We start from the raw sequence: 23905 nt of genomic DNA on the forward strand, positions 1-23905 counted from the left end.
TTTACTCTCCTAGTCCGACGGTGGAGAATCAACAGACGAGCCTCCTGGTCTATCAGACCAGGAGGCTCGTTTCCTATTGGTTTGAAGTGATCGTACCGATCCCGATTAGACTTGTTCGGGCACCACAAAAGGAGCGCGGTATTCGCGTTTCATGAATCGATTGGCGGCCTCGGATCCTTCGCCGACGAATCGCTGGGTCTTCGGATCGACGGTCAGCATCTGACTCAGCTTCAGATCCGCTTTTTCAATGTCCAACGAGTGGGCTTTAAGATGCGACTCCATTTCTTCGACGAGCGCATTCCACTCGGGGACTTGGACCGCTTTCGTGTCCGCCTTGCTAAAGGTCTTTCCCGTTTGGAAAGCGATATTGGCAAGGTTGCACCAACCGGTCGAGTCATGGCCAACCTGAACATCCGTATTGAGCATCTTCGGATCGCGTGCCCGAACGGCGTTCAAGAAGTTCTCTTGATGCAGTTTATTGCCACTGTTGCCAGAAAACTTCTTGATGAGTTTTCCTTCCTTATCAAATGCTGAGGCCGATCCGCGTTGTCCTTCAAAGCGCCCTCCTTCGCAGTAGGCGATGTAACCGCTTCCAGGTCCAGGTACTTTCGGAGACTTCGTGTTTCCTGGGGCCGCAGGTAGATTCGACAGGCCGATCACGACGGGGATGCTACCGGTATCGAAGTAGACAAAGTGAACGTTCGGAGTTTCGCCAGCATCGTTCCAAACGACGCGTCCACCACCACCGAAAATTCGTTTGGGGAGAGCGACGGAATCGCGGAAGATATTGTTGCGCAGATCATCCAAAACGTGAACGCCCCAGTTCCCCATTTCACCCGAACCGGTGTTGAAATCCCAGTGCCAATCGTAGTGGAACTTCTCTCGAAACATGGGTCGATCTTGAGCGGGTCCGAGCCAGAGGTTGTAATCGACTTTGGGATCGACTGTCAGCGGTGTGGAACGCTTGCCGATCGAAGCCCGCACTCCGTAGCGATTGACGCGGGCTGAGAGGATCTTTCCAAGCGCCATTTCTTCGTGAAGGAACTTCTTGATCTCTGCCTGCATGGGATCGGAACGTTGCTGTGTTCCCACTTGGCAAACTCGGTTGTATTTGCGTGCCGCGAGAATCGTTTGCTCCCCTTCCCACTGGCTGTGGGACAGCGGTTTTTCAACGTAGACATCTTTCCCAGCCTGCATGGCCCAAATAGCAGCGAGGCAGTGCCAGTGGTTGCAAGCAGCGATGACCACTGCATCGATTTCCTTATCGTCGAGCAGCTTTCGCAGATCGACATACCCTTTGGCGCTAGGGCTGAAGGACTTTTGTGCGTTGTCAATTTTGGCCTGATCGGGATCGCAGACGGCGGCGATCTTCGCACCTTGAATTTTGGAGAAGGTCCCCATATGCTCGCCAGCGCGTCCACCGCACCCGATGAATCCGAGCCTCACCTCCTCGTTGGACATGCCGTGCGATGAGCGAACCGTGGAGGAAGCAGCGATGGCAACGCCGGCCATGGCTGTCGATTTGACGAATTGACGACGAGAGGATTGCTTCACGATCAAGTCCTGTTCTGGAGAGGAAGAGTGAACCGAAGGGTGGGATTTGCAGATCGCAAGTATAAACCAAAAAGGATCATGAATCAAAAAACCATGGATGAAGAGACGGAAAGAGAACGAACGCTGTATCACGAAGCCGGTCATTGTGTCATGGCTGTAGTGAGCGGAGCTTGGGTGGAGCGGGCCTCGGTCGAACCGGAAGAGGACGGATTCCACGGTTTGGTGGATATCCGATGGCCTCGTGATTCGAATCGAATCGATCAAATCTCAGTCGCTCTCGCGGGTCCCGTCGCCGAGATGATTATTCGATCGGAGCCGTTTCATCCCGGTCTGATACCCGAATGGGCACACGACTGGAAGCAAGCATGGGCGCTGTGCCGTCCCGGTTGCCCCTCGGATCGGGAGTGCCTTCGCCGAATCGAAACAATTGTTGCTAAACTCTACCAGATGCTTTCGCAAGATCGTTGGTGGGCTGCCATTGCCGCCGTCAGCGACCTTTTAGATGCTCACGATGAAATCGAACACGAGACCATCGCTTACGAAGTGACGAGTTGGCTTGATTAGCCATCGCGCTCTGGATATTGCCCTCTCACGAAAGATCGAGAATGCCAAAGATTGCTGCTTTCCCCAAAGCTTACATGCACGCGCTGTGTAAGGATGGAACGATGAAACTGGCCGAATGGTTCCAATTGGCCAGCGGCTTGGGCGTCGACGGTGTGGAATTCTACGCGGGCTTTTTGGAAATGCAGGATCCTAGCAATTGGCCATCGATTCGCATGCAAGTGGAGTCGATGGGACTGCAAATCCCGATGATGTGTTGTTCGCCCGACTTCACCCACCCTGATGCTTCCTTCCGGAGCCACGAACTCGAAAAGCAACGGTACTGGATCGACATGACTGCCGCTTTGGGTGGCCAATACTGCCGTGTTCTCAGCGGACAACGCCGACCGGAACTCACGACTCAGGAAGGAGTCAAGCTGGCGGCGGACTGCATCTATGAATGTTTGCCCTACGCCCAAGACCAAGGCGTGACGCTCATTCTCGAGAACCATTACAAGGACGATTTTTGGGAGTATCCCGAGTTCGCACAAAAGATGGATGTCTTTTGCGCTTTGGTCGATGCCGTCGATCATCCAAACTTCGGTGTGAACTATGACCCGAGCAACGCCTACATCGCGGGTGATGACCCGATCGAACTACTGAAACGCGTATCCCATCGCGTGGTCACGATGCACGCCAGCGATCGTTACCTCATCGAAGGAACGTTGGAGGATCTACGACGAGAAGAATCGGGCGCTGCGGGCTATGCGAAGCGACTGAGGCATGGTGAAATTGGAAAAGGACTCAATGATTACGATCAGATCTTCACCGAACTAAAACGCGTGGGATTCGACAGCTGGATCAGTATCGAAGATGGAGTCGACGGAATCGAGCAGCTCGCACGAAGCGCTGAATTTCTCAAAAAGAAAGTAGCGCAATACTGGCCCGATTCGTGATACTGCCCCGGTTGGTTCGGACGGTACTCGAATGTACTGTGCTGAAGGATCTTCGCTCGGTATCGCGTCGCTCCGCCGGGGCGAAGATCGAAACTCCATGAGAACGGGCAGACCTTGGGGCGATACGTACCAGTCCTGTCGATCAGTAATCGATCGTCTCGGAATCGTCGGGTGATTCGCTTTGGTGGACGCGTGCTTCCCGCATCATAATCATGATGACTTGAACAAAACTCCGAATGGAGTCGGCGTAGCGGCTTTCTTTTTGCGCCCGTTTCGCTTGTTCGCGAGCGGTGCTGAGTTCCTGAGAAGCCGTCGACCAATGGTTCTCGTCAAACCACGCCTCCAATTCCGAAACGACTTGCGCGAGGTTTTCCGTGAATGCGCGATCCGGTTTGCATGCGATGCGGCGGTAAGGAGATTTGCCAAATCCGTTTGCAGGTCGCTCGCTCGGTGTCGAAGTCGATTGGTACTTGTACCAACCAGACGCGAAGGCGACGGCGGCGGCGGCCAAGGCGAGGAGTGCGATCGGGAATTGCTGCAATGCCAACAAGACAATGGACAGGAGAATCGCGACAGCCGCAGCGATTCCAAACGGTAACGGGTAGTGGGATGACGTGCGCGCGGCACTCGTTCCTGAAGGCGTTTTTGTGTCGACGATCGCATCGGAAGTCACTTCTCCCACGACCACCGTAATGTTGTCGGGACCACCGCGCAGGTTGGCGATATCCACCATCGCTTGAACCGCCGTATCTCGATCGAGGACTTGCAATAGAACCCCGATCTCTTCATCGCTCAACTGCCCGCTCAGCCCATCGCTACAGAGCAGGAACTTGTCTCCCAGACGCAAGGGAAACGGCCCTTCGATATCGACCATTACGTTTGCGTTCGGACCCAACGAACGCGTGATGACATTCTTTGGGATCGTGCTGTTGCGAATCGCTTCCTCGGAGAGTTCTCCCGAAGCTCTCATTTCCCAAACCAGCGAGTGGTCAAAGGTGAGCTGCTCGAGTTGGGCCCCTCGAAGGCGGTAGACTCGCGAATCTCCAACGTGCGCGATCAACGCACCTTCTGGCACGATCGCCAGCGCACAAGTCGTCGTTCCCATGCTGCGGAATTCAGGATTTGCCTGACCGCGCCGAAAGATCTCCGCATTGGTCTCCGTCAAGGCTTGGTGCAAGGCATCTGCGTGAAGACCTCGAACGAGCTTTCGATAATGATGGGGTATCAGCTCGACCGACAATTGACTGGCCAATTCACCTGCCGCGTGCGCCCCCATGCCGTCTGCGACGATGAGCAAGTGCCCGAACTTCTTCCAAGCAGACTCATCTCCTGCCAGAAAGACACCGTGATGGTCCTGATTGTTTCGCCGGCGCATCCCGACATGCGTTGCACTCGCAACGGAAAAGGCAGACTGCCAAGCGGTGGTGTGGGCAGAAGGGGAACGTTGAGACAAGTTGGATGACGGATAGGGGAAGGAAGGCTGGAACAGGCTTTCTTAATAATAATCAGAACAGGCGGTGCCCACCTAGTCCCCAAAGATGAGAGACCTAGCAGATACGGCAAAGATTATGAAGGATAATTCCGGCGGCGACACTCACGTTGAGGGAATCTGTGGCCAAACCCATCTCAATCTTGAGACGTCGACTGCACCCAGTCAAAATGTCGTCGGGCAACCCGTGGGCTTCGTTTCCAAAGAGCACTACGGAATGCCCGTGCCTCGCAAATTCGCACAGTTCCTCGCTGTCGTCCGCCAAGCAAGCGGCGATCGATTCGATCCCCTTTTGCTCGAAGGCCCGCAATGCGTGGTGAACATCGTCGACCTCGAAAAAGCGAAGTTTGAACGCATTTCCCATGGAAACGCGCAGCACTCGCCGGGCAAAAGGATCGACGCATTGCGGCCCTAGCACAATATCCTGGATCCCAAAAGCGGAACAAGTTCTCAGGATAGACCCTAAATTCTCGGGGTCTTGCACGCCAACCAATAGGACACCGGTCCAGCGGTCTCGCTGGGATGTCGCCCCCCCCCAGGCCTGCTTTTGCAGCAGATCGTCCATCGTTCCCATCGCAGGACGCAGCCCGCAGGCTAAATAACCACGATGAAAATGAAATCCGATAAGCTCGCTAATCATCGCGCTGGGTACGACCCAAACGGACTGGTCGGCTGGGATCCAGCCCTGAGCCTCCTCGACGAATGCTTCGTCCAAGAGCACTGACTCGACCTGCAGCTGGCTCGCCAACAGTCGCGCTACAAGCGGTTTGCTTTCAGCAATGAAGCGCCCGCTAAATCGGGTTAGATTCGTCGTGCGAAGGTGCCGGTAAGGCTCCAGTTGGGGAGCTTGGATGTCCTCGATACGTGTCCACGACATCCGATTCAATTCGCTTTCTTCTTGCGTTGAAACTGAACGCGTTTGGTCCCAATCGCCCAGTCCTCTTCCCCTTGCATGCGCGCTCGGAGAACATATTGTCCGCGAAAATCTTCCTTGGTTTCAAACAGGACATGACGCGTTCCTGCTTCGACATCCAAACGCTGATGGGCGAGGACGAGATGATTTGCTCGGTCGTAATTCTGTTGCATTCGTTGGTAACGGGCTTCGGCCTGCTCGTTGGCTTGGATGGATTCTAACGTGCTGGGCAAGCGATCGCGATGGAGCAGCAATTCGACCTCCATGGTTCCACTCCACGGCGCCTCGATCTCGGCGTCCAGCGGTTCGCCCGCTTCGATCGTGTCCCTCGCTTCGATTTTCAAAGGTTGGGGATGGCGAATAACCAGTAGTGGGTCACCGAGCAAATTCATCAATCGCACGTGCTCTCTCCGCTCTGCGACCAAGTCATGGCCGACGGGACTGAGCGCCGTCGCCATCGCTTCGATCGCGGATTGGTACTTCGACTTCAACTTGCTGCTGGAAACCGATGCCGGTTCACTTCTCTTTTCCGATTCTTTCTCGTCAGTCCAAATCGATTTCTTGGCCTGCAACACAACGCGTCCCAATCGGGACTCGTTTTGCACAAAGCAGGTATCCATCATTTCTCCCGCAAACTGACTTAGCCCATAAGGCATGGTGACGCGTGAGCCCGCGACAATGGCGATTGGGCCGTTCGGCTGATGCAACAAACGTTCGGCAAAACAATCAACCTTTGCATCGAATGCCCCGGTGTAGCAGGCTAGCAATACCGCGACAGGTGGCCCCACAGGTGCATCGAATAGTTCGGTATCTTCCCGGCTGCAAATGCACTCTTCGCTATTGTCGTAGTGGAAGTCGTCCAGCGAATCGATCCAACCATGACCGATGTAAACCCAGAACAACCCACCCCGATTGAGCTTGCCCAGAAACGTTTGCTTGAGCGAACGCGGATCGGGACAATAGGGGCTGTGCAGGCTGGCGTAGGTCATCTGCAATCGAAATCGATCCGGGATTCCTTCCGACAGATAACGCCGAGCGACGGTCTCGATGGCTTTGTCGGCGAACAAGCCGAATCCACCCACCCCTGCCGTGACGTGCACGCGATCTCGCCATTCGCTGAAATCGCTGGAATGTTCGTAATGAATGACACGATCGAGCATCCGTTTCAAATCTTCAGCGGACTTCGCCGGTACGCGTCCGACGGCAACGTCAGGGCTGCCGTCTCCGTCCAAGTCCGAAAAGGGATTATCGCTCGCAAGGGTTGGGGTTTGCCCCTCCCCCAATTTCACGGTCGTCGGCAGCACGAAGGTCGGGACAATCGTCTCGCGAATCGGTGGCAATTTGGCGTCGGTCGTGATGTCTTGAAATACATCGCCGCACAGTACGACGGCTTCCAGCGAGCCGGCCTCCCCAGCTTTCTCAATGATCCTCTGGCGTAATGCGGAGGGATCACGGTGGCTGTCGAGGATGGTGAGGCGGTAATCCTGACTTCGATATGCAGCCCATTTCTCGAGAGCTGGCTGCCAAGCGTTGGGGCAGACCACAACAACCGCCGGACGCGCCCGCTTTTCCTCTAACGCCTCCGCCCAAGTCTCTGGGGAGGACTCCAAGGCGATACCTGCGTATATGAGGCAACTAAGTGCAGCAACCAACCTTCGCATCGTCTCACCTCTTCCCTGGTGCCCGCCACTTACTCCCGGCGCCCGCCCAATTCAACTGGGTGCCCGCCCCAAACAACTGGGCGCCCGCCGACTACACTCCGACCAACTCCGGTGCAGTGGTTCGTTCTAAACAAGCACCGATCTGTCGAACGGCCTGCCGAAGCCGGGCTTCGTTCTCCACGAGTGCCATTCGCAAATAACCTTCTCCCAGCGGACCGAATCCACCCCCCGGGCTGACCGCCACATTACCATGCTCCAGCAAATGCATGGCGAAGTCGATGGAGTTCATGCGGGACGCCCATGGTTCGGGGATCTTTGCCCAAGCGAACATACCTGCTTTGGGAGTCGAAACCTCCCAACCGATGCGGCGCAATCCCTCCACCAATACATCCCTGCGCCCTTGGTAAATCTTGGATTGCTTTTCCACTGTCGCCTCTGTATCGCGCAGAGCAACAATGGCGGCGATTTGAATCGCTTGAAACATTCCGTAGTCGTAGTAGCCCTTGATCGTGGCCAACGCCTTGACCATGTCTGCATTCCCCGAGCAGAAGCCAACGCGCCAGCCGGCCATGTTGTACCCCTTGCTCATCGTCGTAAATTCCACGCCGACGTCTTTGGCTCCCGGCGCGGATAAGAAAGAGGGGGGGGTGTAATCGTCGTACGCCACATCGGCATAAGCGAAGTCGCTGATCACCATCAAGCCATACTTCTTCGCCAGCTTCACCACATCGACAAAGAACTCCGGTTCGACCGTTACCGTCGAGGGATTGTGGGGATAGTTGATGATGAGCAATTTGGGTCGGGGATAAAAATGCTCGCACGTGTAGGCGATGTTCGAGAGATACCTCTCGGTGTTGGAGACATCCAGCGCGACGACATTGCCCGATGCGAGCACAACGCCGTACATATGCACGGGGAAATAAGGCGCTGGAATGATCGCGGTGTCTCCAGCGCCGATGAGGGCGAGAAGCATGTGAGAAAATCCCTCTTTGGATCCCAAACAAACAATGGTTTCGGTCTCAGGATCCAACCGAACGCCATACTTGCGAAGATATTTGCTCGTCACTTCTCGACGGAGGTTCAGAATCCCATTGCTCTTCGAATAGCCGTGATTGGTCGTGTCCTTCGCTGCTTCGGATAGCTTGGCAATCACCGAAGGGTCCGGTGGATCGGAAGGATTTCCCATCCCCAAATCGATCAAATCCTGACCGGCGCGCCGCTTCTGGTAGAGCAAATTGTTGATCCGGCCAAATAAATAAGGAGGGAGACGATGCACCCGAGGGGCCAACTCAATTTTAAAATCGCTACTCATTTGGAACGCCGACTGGCATAAGTGATTCTGATTCAGATCGAGAGCCAGCCGGATGGGTTCCGTCCTAACAAGAACTGGAAATCACCGACTAGCTTGGGGTTACAGATAAGATACGGCCTTGGAAGGTTCGAAGAAAGGCAGAAATGGACCTGAGCATCTAATACCAAGTGCGCTCCCTCTGGGCCTAACCGTAGTAACCGCGGTCGACTTCGAACGGAAAAGCAAAAAAATTGAAAACTTTTTTTCGCTGTTCGATTTCTCTCCATCTCGATCTTGCTGGTCCGATATCCCCTCGCGTCCCACCGGGCGAGGAAACTCGCAATGGCATCTTAATTGCCACTGATTGAATTTTGCAATCGCAGTCAAACCATTGCAATCACCAAGTGAGGGAGGCTTGACGGAGTGTTCTGCTTTGATGCGCACGATGGACCCTCGTCTTGGGTAGGGCGAATCCGTGGTTTGCCTTTCCCAAGAAGAGGCGATGCCTCTCGAAGTAGATTCCAATCTTCGGAATCTTTCTTACACTCAACGGAGTCGATTCCGAGGAGTCGATTCTGAAGACTTAGCAGCAGTCACGCTTTTGGGCCTCTCCCCCAGTCGCTGCCGGTGATTTTTTCATCTCTTTATCTATTTTGGAGTTGGGTATGCGCAATCGTACTTCGCGACCATCGCGATGCGGTTTCACTTTGGTGGAATTGTTGGTCGTTATCGCTATTATCGGTATTTTGGTCGGTTTGCTGCTTCCTGCAGTTCAAGCAGCGCGAGAGGCGGCTCGTCGTATGAGTTGCCAAAACAACTTGAAACAAATTGGGTTGGCCATCCACAACTTCGAGAGCGGCTACAAAAAGTTGCCGGCGGGAGCATTGGGGCCATCGCGTGTCGATCCGTACATCGACGCCGGAGCAGCAGGCAATCAACAGTTCTACGGAACCCTACCGTTCCTTCTTCCATTTATGGAACTGAACAACATCTACCAGCAGTTCCCAAGCGCCTTGCTCCGAATCGATCGATTGGCGCAATCCGGCGAGGATCTGCGTTGGGCTTCGACCACCGCTTCCCTATGGGCAGGAGCTACCAATCCCGGGAATATCGCCCAGTACAAGATCCCCAGCTTCATGTGCCCGTCCGACTCGAAAACTCCCTCAGCGGTCTATACCCGACTTCACGTTCGCGCTTCGTCGGCAACGGGGACAGGCGTTACAGCGCAAGCCTTCATCGGGCGCGCTTCGGGTGGATGGCAGGTAGCGGCCCTCGGGCGAACCAATTACGCCGGAGCGCAAGGTCGTCCCGATGTGGAAGGGGGACGTTGGCAAGGTCTGTTTCGCAACCGCACCGAAACGAAATTCGGAAGCGTTACGGACGGCCTGAGCAATGTCATCGCGTTTGGTGAGACCCGCGGCGGTAACGTCACGGGCCCGGTTGAACAATCGACCGTGCTATGGATCTCCGCCATCCCTCTCCCGTCATCCAATACCTGGCTTCTCGGAGAAGACAACTGGTATGAGTTTTCCAGCAATCACACCGGCTTAACCAACTTCACACTTGGTGACGGATCGGTTCGAGGCATCAGTAACAATATCGACGGCACGACCTGGCTTCGCCTCAACGGGATCTCCGATGGTGAAGTTATCAGCAATGAATTCTAAGCCTGCGGATTCATAGCCTTCCCGTTTGACTTCTGTAACCGCGATCTCTGAATGGTCGCGGTTACTCTCCTGTCGATTGCATTCCCTCTTTCAACTTTGCAAATATGAAAAGCACTCCGTCGATTCGATTCCCACTGCTGGCTGTCTTCGTACTATCCGTGATCCCTGCTTTGGGATGCTCGGAAGATAAGAAGGTTGAAATCCCAGAAAAGTTTGTCGAGCTGCCAACGAGCGACACACCTACAAGTCAAAAGAAGCCTAAGCCGGACTCGTCCGAATCGGATTGATCGGTCGCATTCAAAGCCTACCGACTTGGCATCTCACTCCTCGCCGGACATGCGGAGCGTGCAGCAACCGAAGTCCAGCGTCTGGGCAACCGTGCGGCTCGCCAGAACCTCACGATTGATTTCGTAATAGATAAATCGCCCCTCTCTTCGCGTGTGGACGATCCCAGCGTGGTAAAGAACCCGCAGATGGTGCGACACGTTTGGGATTTCGATATCTAGCAAATTCGAAAGATCGGTTCCGGTGAGAGGGGATCCCTGCAGCGCTTTGAGAATGCGTATCCTAGCGGGATCCGCTAGGGCTTTGAGATACTTCGCGCATTGCTCGGAGTCATCGCTTTTGCTCGTGCTCTCCTTGCCGCGGTTTTTCGATGTAGTCATTTGCGATTACCGATCCAGTGTGGCGATCTAGTGTGTCTCCATTCTACGCACCGAGGTTCTGGCCCCCAAGCCTCAAATGTCTACTCTCGACCGGGCAAAATGGCCGATGCTGGGATGCCGTCCCGTTGGTAGCGCCAGTTCTTGATATACCAAAGCAACTCACCCATCTCCGTCGGCGTGATCAAGGCTTCGAAACCCTCTGGCATCATGGACTGCCCCGAGCTCTTGAACTCCTCCAATTCGTCGCGACTGAGGGTTCGGCGCACTCCATTCTGTTGCTCTAGCACCACGCTTTGCGCGTTGGCCTCTTTGAGAATCCCTTCAACCACTTCCCCGTCCTCGGTCCTCGCGAGATAGCGGAAATAATTGGCATCGATGGTTTGATTGGGATCCAGAACGGCCGTCAAAAGCTTTTCATAGCTCTGAATGCGGGAATCGGAGATATCAGGGCCAATGGCAACGCCAACTCCGTCGATGCGATGGCACGACGCGCAGTGCTTACCAAACAAGGCTTGCCCTGTCGCAAAATCCGACTCCCCCTTCTTCTCCGATTGGGCCAAACGATAGCGCGCGATGACTTTTTCCCGCGATTCATTGGAAAGAGTAGCCATGACTGCCGCCGCGCGTTCTCGTAATTCGGCGGCAGGCAGCTTTTGCAAGCTTGCCAGCTGAGACGGACTTAGCAGTCGGGGAGATAATCGCTTCGACTCCAACGCTTGGACCAACGACTCGCTATACGCTGCATCTCGCAGGGCAATCGAAACCAGTTCATTGCGAAGACTCGGAGAAACGCTGCTAACCCGATCGGCAACCCACGTTGTGAGAACGGGGCTCGACAGTCGACTCAGGCCTCGAATTCCTTCCAACACCACCCCCTCCCATTCGCTCTCCAAACACGAGACATAAAGCTGTTCCTTTCGAAGTCGCGAAACACCGTCGAGCCCCCCGAGGCAGCGGATCGCCAGGATTCGATGCTGCAATGTTTTGGAGTCCCGAGCGACCTGCTCGATCGAGGCGATGGCATCCTCTCGTAGCCCCATCCCCTTCCAACCACCGGTCAATTGTCCAGAAAGAATTGCCAACGCCACCCCCTCGGTTCGCGCCGATCGCGGCTTCGCATCGGAGTGCCAAAGCGCGTTCAACTCGCCAAGCCAACCGGCTGGAGTTTGGCTCGCCATGCGCTTCGCCAATCGCTCGATTGCCTCCAACTCGGTCGGAGAGACACCTTCGGCCTCGGTGGGACCGGCGTTCTGCAGAGTCTTCAAATACTGCAATAGGAAGGCGAACCCCTCCTTTTCTAAAAGCTTCGATGTCCCCATCCAAAGAAGACGGTCTTCCGGTGATGCGATCAGTTTGGCTATCGCCCCCCTATCGATGGACTCCTGCGTTTCCAGCGACAATCGATCCAAACCGATCCAAGCGAGGGACCATGCCGACAGCTGACTCCACTCTCGCTGTTCCGCATGCAATCCCTCGCGCAAGCACTCTATCAACTCCGGTGCCATCCAGTCCCGTTTGGATTCCTCCGAAGTATTCCGCGCGACCTCCGCCACGAGCCTCGCTCCTAAAACTTGGAGTTCGCTGTCATGGCTCCTAAAAAGGGCGATGGCATCCGCTGGCCGAAACGATTGGGCTGCGAAGAGGAGCTGGGCTGCAATGGACACCCTCTCGCGCGCGGCGGCGTTCTGTTCTCCCGTTCTCGGCTCGACTCTCGTAACCCGGCGAAGCCCATCTAAATCTGTTTCACTGATCTTCGAGGAATGGATTTGTTCCAAGATTCGCAACACGGCTTGCCGCTGAACCCATCGATCCGCATGGGCAAGAAGATCCACGAGATTCTGATCCGACCCGACCGCGACTGGAGACTCTGGCGCATCTTTTTGTTCACGAATACGATAAATGCGACCCATCCCATCGCCGTCCCGCTCATCCGGCCGATGCTTGAGCTCGTCCGGTACCCATTCCGGATGTTCGATGACCGCTCGATACATATCCACGACGTAGAGCGATTGCCCAGGACCTCGTACCAAATCGACGGGACGGAACCAGGGATCCCGGCTGGCGAGAAACTCTCGATCTTCACGCCCATCCTTTCGAGCTTCCAGGTGACCATCCGGTCTCCTGGACAAGCTGCGACACTGCACTAGGCTACCGGTTGGTTCGCAAGCGAGAATGTGGATTCCTGATCCTCGTCCCATCCATTCCCCCTCTACCAGCGTCACGCCGCACGCGGCCGTGAACTGCCCTGCATGCAAATTCGAAGTGGTCCAAGCCTGAACGAGAGGATGCACCTGCGACTCGGCTTCGGCGGCTAGAACGTTTCGAATAGCAGGAGCAAAACCGGAAAGAGGGCTTTCGCTCGATTGCACCTTTTCCACCTGCACCACAAAGCAGGGTTGTCGATTTGAACAACCATATCTGCGACCGGCGAGATCGAATGCTATGCCATATTGCGTCGGACCTGCAATCGCTTCCAGCTTCCCGGTTACGAGATGAAACCGAATGTCACCTCCGGTCGCATCCACCGACTGCTTCGCAAAGGGGTAATCCTTTCCCGTCTGGACTTTTCCAAGTCGAAGACCGCTTGCAATGGTAAGCCATCCATCGGGCGTGATCGTGGGGTGATTGGCACGCAACTGTGGATTTCCCGCCGTAAACCCTTCGAGCCAAATCGACTGCGAATCGGCCCGACCATCGTGGTTGTCGTCGCTCAAAAAGAGCAGCTTCCCTTCGACGGTAACGAAGGCTCCATTGGCCCAAGGCTGAACACCGGTTGCAAATCGCAAGCCATCTTGGAATACCGACCGCGTGTCCATGACCCCATCGCTGTTCGAATCGCTCAAGATCACCACGCGGGAATGCCCCGCTGGCGAAGGGTGAGGATAGTCCCCCATCTCGACAACCCAAAGTTTGCCTTGCCCATCGAACTGCATCGCGATGGGATCGAAAACCATCGGTTCAGACGCAATCAAATCCACCTTCTGATTCCCATCCGTCTGCATGAATCCGATCGACATCTCCGGTGCAACCGGAGGCTTTGGTTGCTCCTCCAGCGTGACCATTTTTCCCTCCGATGAGCGTTGTTGAAGGGCTACCTTTCGAACTCGTCCGTGCAATTGGTTCACCAATCGCTGGATTGCGTCCACCATCTTCGGCTCCGCAAACTCTTCCAAACAACTGGTTCGGGCTCGCCAAGTGGTATAGCTACCGAGCTGAAACATTTCTGGTGGAGGGATATAGCCACAGTGGCCGTTCGCCAGACCGATGTTCATCGTGTGTGCAAACGGGCTAGCTTGGCGGATTTTCAATCCGGTTTCTCCGTAGGATTCGCACGGATTTGCGGCAATAACCATATCCCCTACCCTCAGCGCTTGAACATTCATCACACGGGTTGCGGGGAGCTCGCTAAGCAGAACGGTTTCACGTGCGTAGTTCTCGTCCATCGTTTTGGGCAATCGATCCTGCAAGTGCGACGCAATCCAATTCTTGGCCTGCGATACTTCTTCAGCACTGGGCATCCGTACGGCAACATCGAAGCTTGCGAATTCGCTATCGATCGTAACATCAGAACGGTACTCAATCTCTTGAACCGCTTCGAGGATCAAGTCGCTGACGTAGGTACCGACATCGGTGAAGGTAAAGGGCTCGCGTGGTTTGCTAAAGTCGATGCAGTTCGCGTTTCCACTGGTTCCGTTTGCCATCAATCCGACAAAACGCTCGGGTGCATCGCTGCGCAATTCTCTTGCTAAGCGGTTACAAACAAATCCGAAGTAATCGGACGAGAGGGCCTTAGCACCGGCGTAGTGGGTTCCAAAACTGGCGAGCAAGGCGAGATGGTTTCCGTCTTGGTCTTGGACACTGAGAATAGGAATATGACGATCGATCGAACCGACCGGAGCCCGTTTTTTCTCGTTTTCGTGGCCTGGATTCATAGAAACCCAGTCCACATTGCGACCGGTGAAAAGGGTACTATTGGCCGCGCCTGGCTTCATCAGCCAATCGCGGCAATAGATATAGCGATCCGCCGTTGTCGATCCGAACCCGATTCGGGCGGGTACCAGACGGGATTGCGCTTCCTGAATACCTTCCGCGATCCAATTCGGAAGCGCCGCAGCGTAGTCCTCTTGGATGGGGCAGCCGTGCGTGCCCGCGACCGCTACTGCCGAGTGGGTATGGGTAGCGGCAATCAAGATCCGTTCGGGAGGAATGCCGGTCGCTTGATGCGCCAAGACCTTGGCCCGATCGGTTACTTCATGGGGCAAAATGCAATTGTCGACGATCGCGATGGCAATGGCCGTCTTCCCATCCTCGAGAACAAGCGTCCGCGAATAGAGAGATTCCCGGACGCTGTCGGCCTGGTAGCCCGCAATTCCGCCATTGACCCAAACGGGAAATTGCTTTGGATCGATATTCTTCGCGGTTGCTCCGGCCCGGAACTGGGCGTCGGCTCGGAGACTCATCGCGAGACATAACCAGCCCAGGATCAACGAGAAAGAGATAGTTTGTTTCATGGATTCGTGTTGTGCAGGAGGGTAGGGTGTGCCGCGAGATAGACCGAAACTTCCAACCAGCAGAAGACAGAGTTCGCGTTGAAGGGGAGGGGGAATCGGGGTAGGATGAGCTTTTATTATACGGATAACAGAGCGCGAGTAGACACTTTGACTGAGCTACCACCTTTTCTTCCAGGCGACCAACCTCTGCCGGATCCCTTGAACCCTGTCAAAGCAGGAGAGTCGGACAAGGAATCGGGTAAGAGAGATGTATTGAATTTGTCGATTCGCCGGGCCAAGTTTGACGATCAAGATGCCATTATGCAGCTCTTGGAGCCGTTCGTCGAACAGAAGAAACTCCTCCACCGAACACGAGCCGAGATCCTCCTGTTGATGGGGACTGGATTCGTCGCCGAAGTGACCGAAGGGGAACCGGCTCGGAAGCGGATCATCGGTTTCTCTGCGGTGGAGATCTATTCGCGAAAGCTTGGAGAGATTCAATGCTTAGCCGTCGCCGATGGATACCACGGTCACGGCATTGGCAGCTCTCTCGTGAAAGCCTGCGTCGAGCTTGCTCGCGAAAAAGGAATTCTCGAGGTGATGGCGATCAGTTCCTCCGACGCTTTCCTGCGCAACTTGGGTTTCGACTACTCGCTTCCCGAACAAAAGCGTGCACTCTTCTACCAACTTCACTCGCGCGACGAGATCTTCAACAGCGACGAGTAGCGATCTCCGGTCGCACCGCTTCCTTTCTTCAGCTAGTCCTCTTTGCGGGCCCAGTCTTCATGCAACTGCTTCACACGATACGAGCCAAGTTTGAACCGATCCTAAGCCTATGGCTTCCCGAGACTGCCGCCTTGCAGGCTTCCTTGGAACGCATCGTCGCCTCTCGCGATGCCTCGCTCGCCGACTATCAAGCCAACGTGGCGATGCCATTGCAAAAAATCGTTGGCAAGCCGCCACTCGAAATTGCCGAAGACATTGTGAAGGGTTTGCGCGTCGAGGATCTATGCAGTGAGGTTGGAATCGCAGGAGGTGGGTATGTGAACCTGCGTCTCTCGCATGCGTTTCTCGAAAGCGCATTGGAAATGGCCTATCAATCGGAAAAGATAGGCGTGGAGGGTGCGCGCGAGCCGAAGACTGTGGTCGTCGACTACTCCTCCCCCAACGTCGCCAAACCGATGCACGTCGGACATATTCGCTCCACCGTGATCGGAGATTCGATCGCAAAAATCCTTCGATTCCTTGGGCATCATGTCATCACCGACAACCATCTCGGAGATTGGGGCACGCAGTTTGGGATGATCATCTATGGTTACAAACACTTCCGCGATGAGGAGGCTTTTCAGAAAGCACCTGTCGCGGAGTTGGGACGACTTTACCGCGTCGTGCAACGGATCATCGGATACCAATCGCTCGTGACCAACCTCCCCACCTTGGAACGCAACACGGTTCTCGCCGCGGAGAAGTTGCAGTCGGTTACCGAAAAGCAAGCCGCTGCACCGAACGACAAGAAGCTTCAGAAGGAGCTCAAGTCGGCCAGCAACGCAGCCAAGGAATCCGTAGCGGAGCTGGAGTCCGCGAAACAGGCAATCGCCAGCGCGCAGTCGGACACGCTCTTTCTCGAACGATGCGATGCTCACCCTCAACTGGAGTCGCGAGTCCTAAAAGAAACGTCGAAACTACATCATGGGGACCAGGAGAATCTCGGACTCTGGGAAGCGTTTTTGCCTCATTGCAAAGAGGAAATTCACGGGATCTACGAGCGGTTGAACGTTCAGTTCGATCACGAGTTGGGAGAGAGCTTTTACCACGACATGTTGCCGGCGGTGATCGAAGAGTTGATGGCAAAGGACCTGGCAGCACCGAGCGAAGGGGCCATCTGCGTATTCCTCGACGGTTTCGACGCGCCAATGATCGTGCAAAAGCAGGATGGGGCCTATCTCTATTCCACGACCGACCTAGCGACCGCCCTGTTTCGGGAAAGAGAATTCGAACCCGATGCGTGCCTATACGTTGTGGACCACCGGCAGAGCGAACATTTCCAAAAGCTCTTCGCGGTCCTCCAGAAGCTTGGTCTAACCCACACCACGTTCAAGCATGTCAGCTTCGGGACGGTCATGGGGCAGGACGGCAAGCCTTTCAAAACGCGGTCGGGTGAAAACATTGGATTGGAATCGATGTTGGATGAGGCCATCGCGAGAGCGTGGGAAGTCGTTTGCAATCCCAATAGGATCAAATCGTTTGGGATGGAACTCACCGACGAAGAAAAGCGGGATATCGCTAACAAGGTAGGAATCGGGGCGATCAAGTACGCCGATTTGAGCCATAACCGAACCAGCGATTACGTATTCGATATGGACAAGATGGTGCAGCTCGAAGGGAACACGGCAGCGTACATTCAATATTCCTATGCGAGAACGCGAAGCATCCTCCGCCGCGCATCGGGAGAAGAATTTCAAATCACAGACTGGCCTGCAGCGGCCATCCAAATCGCACAGCCAGCTGAACGAGCTCTCGCGATGCAAATCCTTCGTTTCGAAGACACGCTTGTTCAGTCGACCCACGACTATTTGCCGAGCGTCGTCACCGATTATCTCTATGAGCTCGCGAAACTATTCAGCAGCTTCTTTGATCAATGCCCGGTGTTGAAGGCGGAGAGCCCAGAGTTGATTCGTTCGCGTCTCAAGCTGACTGAATTGACCGGAAGAGTTCTCAAGAAAGGGCTTGAAGTGCTCGGTATCGAAACCGTCGAACGCATGTGATTCGCTTTCCTACCATTCCATTGCCCATCGCAGTTCCCCATCGCAGTGACCGCGAAATCATCAGCCAGAATCAAAGCGGTGTTTTGTTTTCTTCACCGGCGATTTCGCGAACATAAAGGGGAACTGCGTAGCCGGGCAAGCGTTTTCGTACTTCCTGTAACAGCTCGCGTCCGACAGTTTCGGGGACTTCCCAATGAGCGGCTCCTTGGACGCGATCGAGCTGGTGCAAGTAATACGGTCCTACTCGAAGATCGATCAAGCGTTCGAATAGTTTGGTCAATGAATCAGGGTCGTCGTTCACACCTCGCAACAATACGGCCTGATTGAGGACTGTGGAACCCGCGTTTCGCAACCGTGCGATCGCAGCCGCAACTGCGTCGTCGATTTCGTTGGCGTGATTGATATGCAGGACCACCCAATGGGCCAATCGGGAACGAGCGAGACGCTCGACCAAGCCCGTTGTCACGCGGCTTGGAATGACGACTGGCAATCGGGTGTGCAGACGAAGCCGGTGCACATGGGGGATTGCTTCGATGCGATCGATCCAGCGCGTCAAGGTCGCATCGACCAAGCTTAGGGGATCCCCTCCGGAAAGGATCACTTCACGTATCGAGCTGTCCCTCTCGATCGCCAAAAACGACTCCTCCCAATGCTGCATCGATTTGGGGGCAGTCTCGTAGGGATAATGGCGACGGAAACAGTAGCGACAGTGAATCGCGCAGGCCCCGCTGGCAATCATCAGCACCCTCCCTTGGTACTTGTGCAGTAGCCCGGGTGCCTTCTCAACCGCCAGATCTCCAACGGGATCGGCGCGAAAGTGGTCAGCGGTTTGGGATTCTTCGCGCGCTGGCCAGACCTGAAGAAACAGAGGATCGCGAGGATTGCCCCGCTCCATGCGTGCGACGAATTCAAGGGGGGCAAAGAGGGGAAATTCTGATTGCCCCACGTGAGACCAATCGAGTTCGGAAGGGTTGATGTGCAGGGTTTGGAGAAGTTCGTTCGGCGTTCGGATCGCCCGCTTCATCGACTCCTGCCAGCTATCGATCGCCGGCGCGATTGGCTCATTCGCCATGGATCGTGCCCTGAGGACGTCGCCCTGATCGATATTCGTTGTACAAGAACAACGCTCCCGCCACGAGCGCCGGCAGCAAGTAGTAAATGACTCGGAAGAGAATGACGGCCGAAAAGACTTGGCTTTCCCAACTGCCGGGTAGGAAGCTCAGCAAGATCATTTCGAGGATGCCGTAGCCGCCAGGAACGTGCGTGATGACGGCTGCAATCTGCGCGGAGATGTAAGCGATTAATACGGTGGAGAAATTGATTTGGTCTGGGCCGCTTCCGATGACGTCGGGGGGCATCAAACTATAGAGAACGGTCGTAGCCAGCAGGAAATCTCCCGCAGAAACCAGCAGCTGCATGACCGAGAGCTTGAAAGGGGGAAGCGCCACTTCGAAGTCCCGAAATCGGATAGGCTTGCGAATAAAGAGGCAGGACATGAGATAGCCTAGAACGCAGGAGAGGAATACATATCCCCACGTCCGGGGCTCGAGCACCAGCTTCTCCATAACATCTTCGGGCAAATGAATAGGAAGCGCGACGAAGGCGACACCGGCCAGCAAAAAGAGTCCGAGCCAGAAGGTGATCGATAGGATCGAGACGAAGGCGATGATTTCCAACAGGGAGAATCCCCAAGTGGAATACATGCGGTATCGGACCGCATTCCCGCCAAGTAACCAACCGAGCACATTGCCACAGGCGTACCCCACGACGGCACCCGCCATGATCTTGGAAATGGGGAGTTTTTTCCGAAGATGTCGGACCGCGATCCAGTCGTATCCGGTCAGGACGATGTAGTTCAGGACCGTTAACGCCAAAGCGATCGCAAAGTGGTACCAGGGAAGAGTCCCGATGGATTCAGATACTTTATCCCAGGTAACCCCACCCGAAGAGAGTTTCTTCTTCACCATCCAAAAGGCAAACGCCATGATGGCAAGGATCGCTGTGATTTTCGCCGATTCACCTAGCCGGCTGACCGCGCGGCTCGGGGTCGAAGGAACGGGCGACGCCTTGGTAGGGGTTTCGCTGGAGGGATTGGGCTCAGGGGATTGCGGAGACAAATTCATTCCTGCCAAAAAATCGTAAGGGCTCACCGGGAACGCCGGGGGGAGTCCAGTTTTTTCTGATGTTAACTTACGCAATCTGCGTTCAGTTTGGTAGCTCAAACGAAAACGCCGATTGTTCCGACCTTACCGGCCGATACGACTAGAAACATAACCAGATTTCTGTCCGTTCCCGCTTAATGTCGGTCGATCCCATGCGTTATTCATTGCAAAACTACCTAGCTTGGGCCACTCTTTCCCTTCTTTTTGCCTTTCCAAAGGCGTCGCTGGGGCAGATGGCGACCCATATCGTCGTGCCGGGTACCGGGGTGCACATGACGCAGGTGGGAGACGATTTTGAAGACGAGTCCTGGTCCTTCGTCCCCAACAATCCCAAAAGCACCGAGGACATCGACGAAAATCAACGCCCGCCCCTTGGGAAATCGACCAACGGCCGCTGGTACGAAGGTGCCAAACGTGGCCACCCCGATATTGTGAAGAGGGTCGCCACCCCCGAGGGTGGTCTGCCGGGGAGCGAGGGTGCTCTTTTGCTCAAGTCCTTGCAAACGGGTATTCCGAACCGTCCAAGCCACAAAATGCACCAGGACGATTTCATTTGCAACGTGCAATATCGTTTGGGTGGTACCGTGCCGGTGTCCCAATCTCCGAGCATGACAACCCGCGTTTATCTTCCACCGATGGAGGATTGGGAACGCCGAAACGGTCCTCACTTTGCATTCCGGGCTGCGGTGGAAACAACGATCACCGAATCGAAGAAGCAGTTTATGTTTGCGTCCAAGGAGCAGAAGGAAGAGATCTATTGGCCTGGACTCTTCATCCTCCGGGGTGTGAAAAAAGTGGGAAACCAAAACGTCCCCTATGCCTACTTCCGAATTCGAGCGGATCGCAGCGGGGGTGATTTCCTCGGTCCAGAGCTAGAAACCATGGGATGGTGGACGTTGGGTATATCCTTTACCCCAGACGGTTTGGTCCACTATTTCGCGAAACCAGGGACCGAGGAATTGACTCGCGACGATTACTTGGCCACCGCTATGCCCTACGGCTACCGCTGTGAAGAAGTCCGGTCGTTCTTTTACAATGTGGTCAACAGCGACAACGGACGAGATTGGTCCACCGATTGGATCATCGACGATCCGAAGTTCTACGTTCTTAAGACCCAACGAGTCGCCAGCCGTCCGTAGACGAACTAGGTGGAAATTCCAAGCTTCCAATCCAGACCTAAGTCAAGATTGATCGCCGAGTGGGTCAATGCTCCGACGCTGATCCGATCCACTCCGGTTCGGGCGATCCCCGCAATCGTCTTGAGATTGACTCCGCCGGACGCCTCCAGTTGCACGGCCGGATGGACTGCATCGCGCAGGGCAACGCAACGCTCCAGCGTTTCCACATCCATATTGTCGAGAAGAACAATATCCGGGGAGGCATTCAATGCCGATTCCAATTGCGAGACGCTATCGATCTCGATTTCGATCATCGGCATCGAATCGAATTTGAATGCACCGCTTGCGAGGTATTCCTTGGCCGCACGGACTGCAGCCCCCGGATCGAGCAGCGTTCCATCGGATGCTGCCCTGCAAGCCAAATGATTGTCCTTGATCAACACACCATCAAAGAGCCCCAAGCGGTGATTGCGTCCCCCTCCGCACCGCACGGAGTACTTTTCCAAACGTCTCCAACCCGGTGTCGTTTTCCTAGTGTCGTAAACTTTCGCGTGCGTCCCTTGCACCAGAGCGACGTACTGCGAAGTCAATGTGGCGATGCCACACATCCGTCCCAAAAAGTTCAAGATCGTTCGCTCGCAAGTTAAAAGATCTCGGGCCTCGCCCGAAAGCTCCGCGAGGGCTTGCCCCGCTGCGAAGACCTCACCATCTCCCACAAACGTTTCCAACCCGATCGAACAGTCCATTTCTTGGATCATCGCTTCGATCAAATCGACGCCAGCCGCGACTCCGCTACTCCTCGCTTGAATCACGGCAGCCCCGTGCACGCCTTCAGGTACCAACGCCATGGTGGTCAAGTCAGCGATCCGATCTAGATCTTCGCGTATCGCCAAACGAACCAACTGCGCAAGGTCGTCGAGCAGTGGCGGGTCGATAGTTTGCGATCGGTAGTCGCTCTGCATGGGAAAAAACCTTGGGATTCGCGTTTATGGGTTTTGGGTGTTTGTTCGTTCCGCCTCTCCGCGTATAGTGTAACCGAGCTGTCCCGAATTGGAGGAGTCACTCCCACCCGATTACGGCTCGTCGCGTCAACGGCATGGCTGCATCGATCAGCCGATCCCACCCTTCCCTCGCTGGAGAATTCGTTTGCTATGCGAAGAATCTTGAACACCGCCCTGCTCGCTTTGTCCTGCTTCACCGCTTCCGCCACGACTTTCGGCCAGGAAAAAGGGGGTGATGCCAAAACCGCGTCCGCAACTTTGACCTTCGCCGAGGATGCTCTCACGCTGGTTACCCCCGACACGTGGAAGCAAATGCCCCCGAAGAGCACGGTGATTCAGCACGAGTTCCGCGTGCCCGCCACCGGCGATGCCTTCGCACGGATCACCTTCTCGATCTCCGGAGGCTCGGTGCAAAACAATATCGATCGTTGGGTCGGACAGTTCGATGGCGCCAAAAAAGACGACATCAAAATGGAGAAGAAAGATATTGGCTCGACCGTTGTCCATATGGTCGACATCACAGGCACCTACAAGGAATCGATGGGTGGTGGTCCCTTTGCCCCCGGACCCATGAAGAAGCTTGAGAACCATCGCATGTTGGGCGCGATCATCGAGCTGAAAAGTGGAACTCGAGTCTACGTCAAGGCGACGGGCGCGAAGGATTTGATCGAGTCGACCAAACCAGCCTTTGTGAAAATGGTCGAAGGCCTCAAGACGAAGTAACACAGCCCCCCAACTTGGTTCTTCGAATGGAAAGCCTCCCCGTGCGGAGGCTTTCTCGTTTCCCAATCCCACCTCTCTCTCGTAAGGCTTCTTCAACGTGCGTGTTGTTATTCTTGATTCGACGGAAGCGGTGTCCCGGTTTGCTGCGGATCAAGTTGCTGGGGCGATCGATCGCGCTCGCGAAACCAGAAAGCCGCCTGTGCTCGGATTGGCGACAGGCGGAACGCCTCTCGGACTCTACAACGAATTGGTCCAACGCTATCGCGACGGGATTCTATCGTTCGCCGACGTTTTCTCATTCAATCTCGATGAATATGTCGGTCTCCCTCCTGAACACGATCAAAGCTATCACTACTACATGAAGGAGTCGCTGTTCCGACACATCGATATCCGCACCGAGAACACCTCGGTTCCACAAACTTGGAATTGCGACCTTCCTGCGAGCGCCAAAGCATACGAAACGAAAATCAGCCATGCGGGCGGTATCGACCTTCAAGTCCTGGGGATCGGCACCGATGGCCACATCGGGTTCAACGAAGTCGGTTCTTCCCTCGCATCTCGCACCCGGCTCAAAACCTTGACGCGTCAAACCCGAAGCGACAATGCGCGTTACTTCGCCTCGATCGATGAAGTCCCTATTGCCGCGATCACCATGGGGATCGCGACGATTCTCGAGGCTCGTTCGATTCTTCTTTTAGCGACCGGAGCCAACAAAGCCAAAGCGGTTGCCGGGTGTGTCGAAGGCGCCGTTTCATCGGGACTGCCAGCCAGCGCGTTGCAGCTTCATCCCAACGTTACCATCGTCGTCGATCGCCCTGCCGCTTCGCTGCTCCAGCATACCGAATACTACGAAGACTCCGAACGGGTCCGGGCCAAACTGCAATCGGTATAGTCGTTTCTCTTTCGAAAA

General features: G+C 55.1%; 19 protein-coding genes. 9 read left to right on the plus strand and 10 right to left on the minus strand.

Going from position 1 to position 23905, the window contains the following annotated elements:
* Nucleotides 1–105: 105 nt before the first annotated feature.
* On the minus strand, nucleotides 106–1554 hold the full coding sequence (locus VN12_RS08810) for a Gfo/Idh/MocA family protein (RefSeq protein WP_205855235.1): 1449 nt from the start codon (nucleotides 1552–1554) through the stop codon (nucleotides 106–108).
* Between the two features lie 78 nt (nucleotides 1555–1632).
* Here VN12_RS08810 and VN12_RS08815 point away from each other — a divergent pair, with 78 nt between their 5' ends.
* Together VN12_RS08815 and VN12_RS08820 are read left to right on the plus strand one after the other, a co-directional pair.
* Nucleotides 1633–2118: a hypothetical protein gene (locus VN12_RS08815; RefSeq protein ID WP_146676477.1), complete on the plus strand. Its 486-nt coding sequence runs from the start codon at nucleotides 1633–1635 to the stop codon at nucleotides 2116–2118.
* A gap of 41 nt (nucleotides 2119–2159) precedes the next feature.
* The gene (locus tag VN12_RS08820; protein WP_146676478.1) at nucleotides 2160–3050 is read left to right on the plus strand and encodes a sugar phosphate isomerase/epimerase family protein; all 891 of its coding nucleotides are present in this window, start codon (nucleotides 2160–2162) and stop codon (nucleotides 3048–3050) included.
* A 142-nt stretch (nucleotides 3051–3192) separates the two neighbouring features.
* Here the strand turns inward: VN12_RS08820 and VN12_RS08825 are convergent, their stop codons facing one another.
* The 4 genes from VN12_RS08825 to VN12_RS08840 form a co-directional block, all read right to left on the minus strand.
* Entirely contained in the window at nucleotides 3193–4503 is a 1311-nt protein-coding gene (locus VN12_RS08825) for a PP2C family protein-serine/threonine phosphatase (RefSeq protein WP_146676479.1), read from the minus strand.
* Between the two features lie 94 nt (nucleotides 4504–4597).
* Entirely contained in the window at nucleotides 4598–5416 is an 819-nt protein-coding gene (locus tag VN12_RS08830; RefSeq protein WP_146676480.1) for a TrmH family RNA methyltransferase, read from the minus strand.
* A 5-nt stretch (nucleotides 5417–5421) separates the two neighbouring features.
* A complete protein-coding gene (locus VN12_RS08835; RefSeq protein ID WP_146676481.1) occupies nucleotides 5422–7113 on the minus strand; it encodes a C25 family cysteine peptidase in 1692 nt (563 codons plus the stop codon).
* Nucleotides 7114–7204: 91 nt separating this feature from the next.
* Nucleotides 7205–8425 carry an aminotransferase class I/II-fold pyridoxal phosphate-dependent enzyme gene (locus tag VN12_RS08840; RefSeq protein WP_146676482.1) on the minus strand — a complete coding sequence of 407 codons (1221 nt, stop codon included), beginning with the start codon at nucleotides 8423–8425 and terminating at the stop codon, nucleotides 7205–7207.
* A 644-nt stretch (nucleotides 8426–9069) separates the two neighbouring features.
* Here VN12_RS08840 and VN12_RS08845 point away from each other — a divergent pair.
* Both VN12_RS08845 and VN12_RS08850 read left to right on the plus strand, forming a co-directional pair.
* Entirely contained in the window at nucleotides 9070–10071 is a 1002-nt protein-coding gene (locus VN12_RS08845) for a DUF1559 domain-containing protein (protein WP_146679848.1), read from the plus strand.
* A 104-nt stretch (nucleotides 10072–10175) separates the two neighbouring features.
* A complete protein-coding gene (locus VN12_RS08850) occupies nucleotides 10176–10358 on the plus strand; it encodes a hypothetical protein (protein ID WP_146676483.1) in 183 nt (60 codons plus the stop codon).
* Nucleotides 10359–10391: 33 nt separating this feature from the next.
* On the opposite strand, the gene VN12_RS08855 is transcribed toward VN12_RS08850, so the two are convergent.
* On the minus strand, nucleotides 10392–10736 hold the full coding sequence (locus VN12_RS08855) for an ArsR/SmtB family transcription factor (RefSeq protein WP_146676484.1): 345 nt from the start codon (nucleotides 10734–10736) through the stop codon (nucleotides 10392–10394).
* Between the two features lie 80 nt (nucleotides 10737–10816).
* Nucleotides 10817–15247, minus strand: coding sequence for a PVC-type heme-binding CxxCH protein (locus VN12_RS08860; RefSeq protein ID WP_146676485.1), 4431 nt, complete (start codon nucleotides 15245–15247; stop codon nucleotides 10817–10819).
* A gap of 147 nt (nucleotides 15248–15394) precedes the next feature.
* Between VN12_RS08860 and VN12_RS08865 the strand changes: the two genes are divergently transcribed.
* The gene (locus VN12_RS08865; protein WP_240491366.1) at nucleotides 15395–15952 is read left to right on the plus strand and encodes a GNAT family N-acetyltransferase; all 558 of its coding nucleotides are present in this window, start codon (nucleotides 15395–15397) and stop codon (nucleotides 15950–15952) included.
* A 59-nt stretch (nucleotides 15953–16011) separates the two neighbouring features.
* Nucleotides 16012–17991, plus strand: coding sequence for an arginine--tRNA ligase (gene argS, locus VN12_RS08870; protein ID WP_146676487.1), 1980 nt, complete (start codon nucleotides 16012–16014; stop codon nucleotides 17989–17991).
* 70 nt (nucleotides 17992–18061) lie between these two features.
* Here the strand turns inward: argS and epmB are convergent, their stop codons facing one another.
* Together epmB and VN12_RS08880 are read right to left on the minus strand one after the other, a co-directional pair.
* Entirely contained in the window at nucleotides 18062–19063 is a 1002-nt protein-coding gene (gene epmB, locus VN12_RS08875; RefSeq protein ID WP_146676488.1) for an EF-P beta-lysylation protein EpmB, read from the minus strand.
* Complete coding sequence (locus VN12_RS08880; RefSeq protein WP_146676489.1) at nucleotides 19053–20114, minus strand: YbhN family protein; 1062 nt, start codon at nucleotides 20112–20114, stop codon at nucleotides 19053–19055. Before VN12_RS08880 ends, epmB begins: the two co-directional genes overlap by 11 nt.
* 191 nt (nucleotides 20115–20305) lie before the next feature.
* Between VN12_RS08880 and VN12_RS08885 the strand changes: the two genes are divergently transcribed.
* Nucleotides 20306–21292, plus strand: coding sequence for a hypothetical protein (locus VN12_RS08885; protein WP_240491367.1), 987 nt, complete (start codon nucleotides 20306–20308; stop codon nucleotides 21290–21292).
* Nucleotides 21293–21297: 5 nt separating this feature from the next.
* Here VN12_RS08885 and nadC read toward each other — a convergent pair whose 3' ends face one another.
* On the minus strand, nucleotides 21298–22233 hold the full coding sequence (nadC, locus tag VN12_RS08890) for a carboxylating nicotinate-nucleotide diphosphorylase (RefSeq protein ID WP_146676490.1): 936 nt from the start codon (nucleotides 22231–22233) through the stop codon (nucleotides 21298–21300).
* Nucleotides 22234–22422: 189 nt separating this feature from the next.
* Here nadC and VN12_RS08895 point away from each other — a divergent pair, with 189 nt between their 5' ends.
* Both VN12_RS08895 and nagB read left to right on the plus strand, forming a co-directional pair.
* Nucleotides 22423–22995 (plus strand): hypothetical protein, encoded by a 573-nt coding sequence (locus tag VN12_RS08895; RefSeq protein ID WP_146676491.1) that lies wholly within the window; start codon nucleotides 22423–22425, stop codon nucleotides 22993–22995.
* A gap of 97 nt (nucleotides 22996–23092) precedes the next feature.
* Nucleotides 23093–23887, plus strand: a complete 795-nt coding sequence (nagB, locus tag VN12_RS08900; RefSeq protein ID WP_146676492.1) for a glucosamine-6-phosphate deaminase — start codon at nucleotides 23093–23095, stop codon at nucleotides 23885–23887.
* Nucleotides 23888–23905 lie beyond the last annotated feature (18 nt).

It is taken from the genome of Pirellula sp. SH-Sr6A, from assembly GCF_001610875.1.
GTDB lineage: Bacteria > Planctomycetota > Planctomycetia > Pirellulales > Pirellulaceae > JBKCUI01.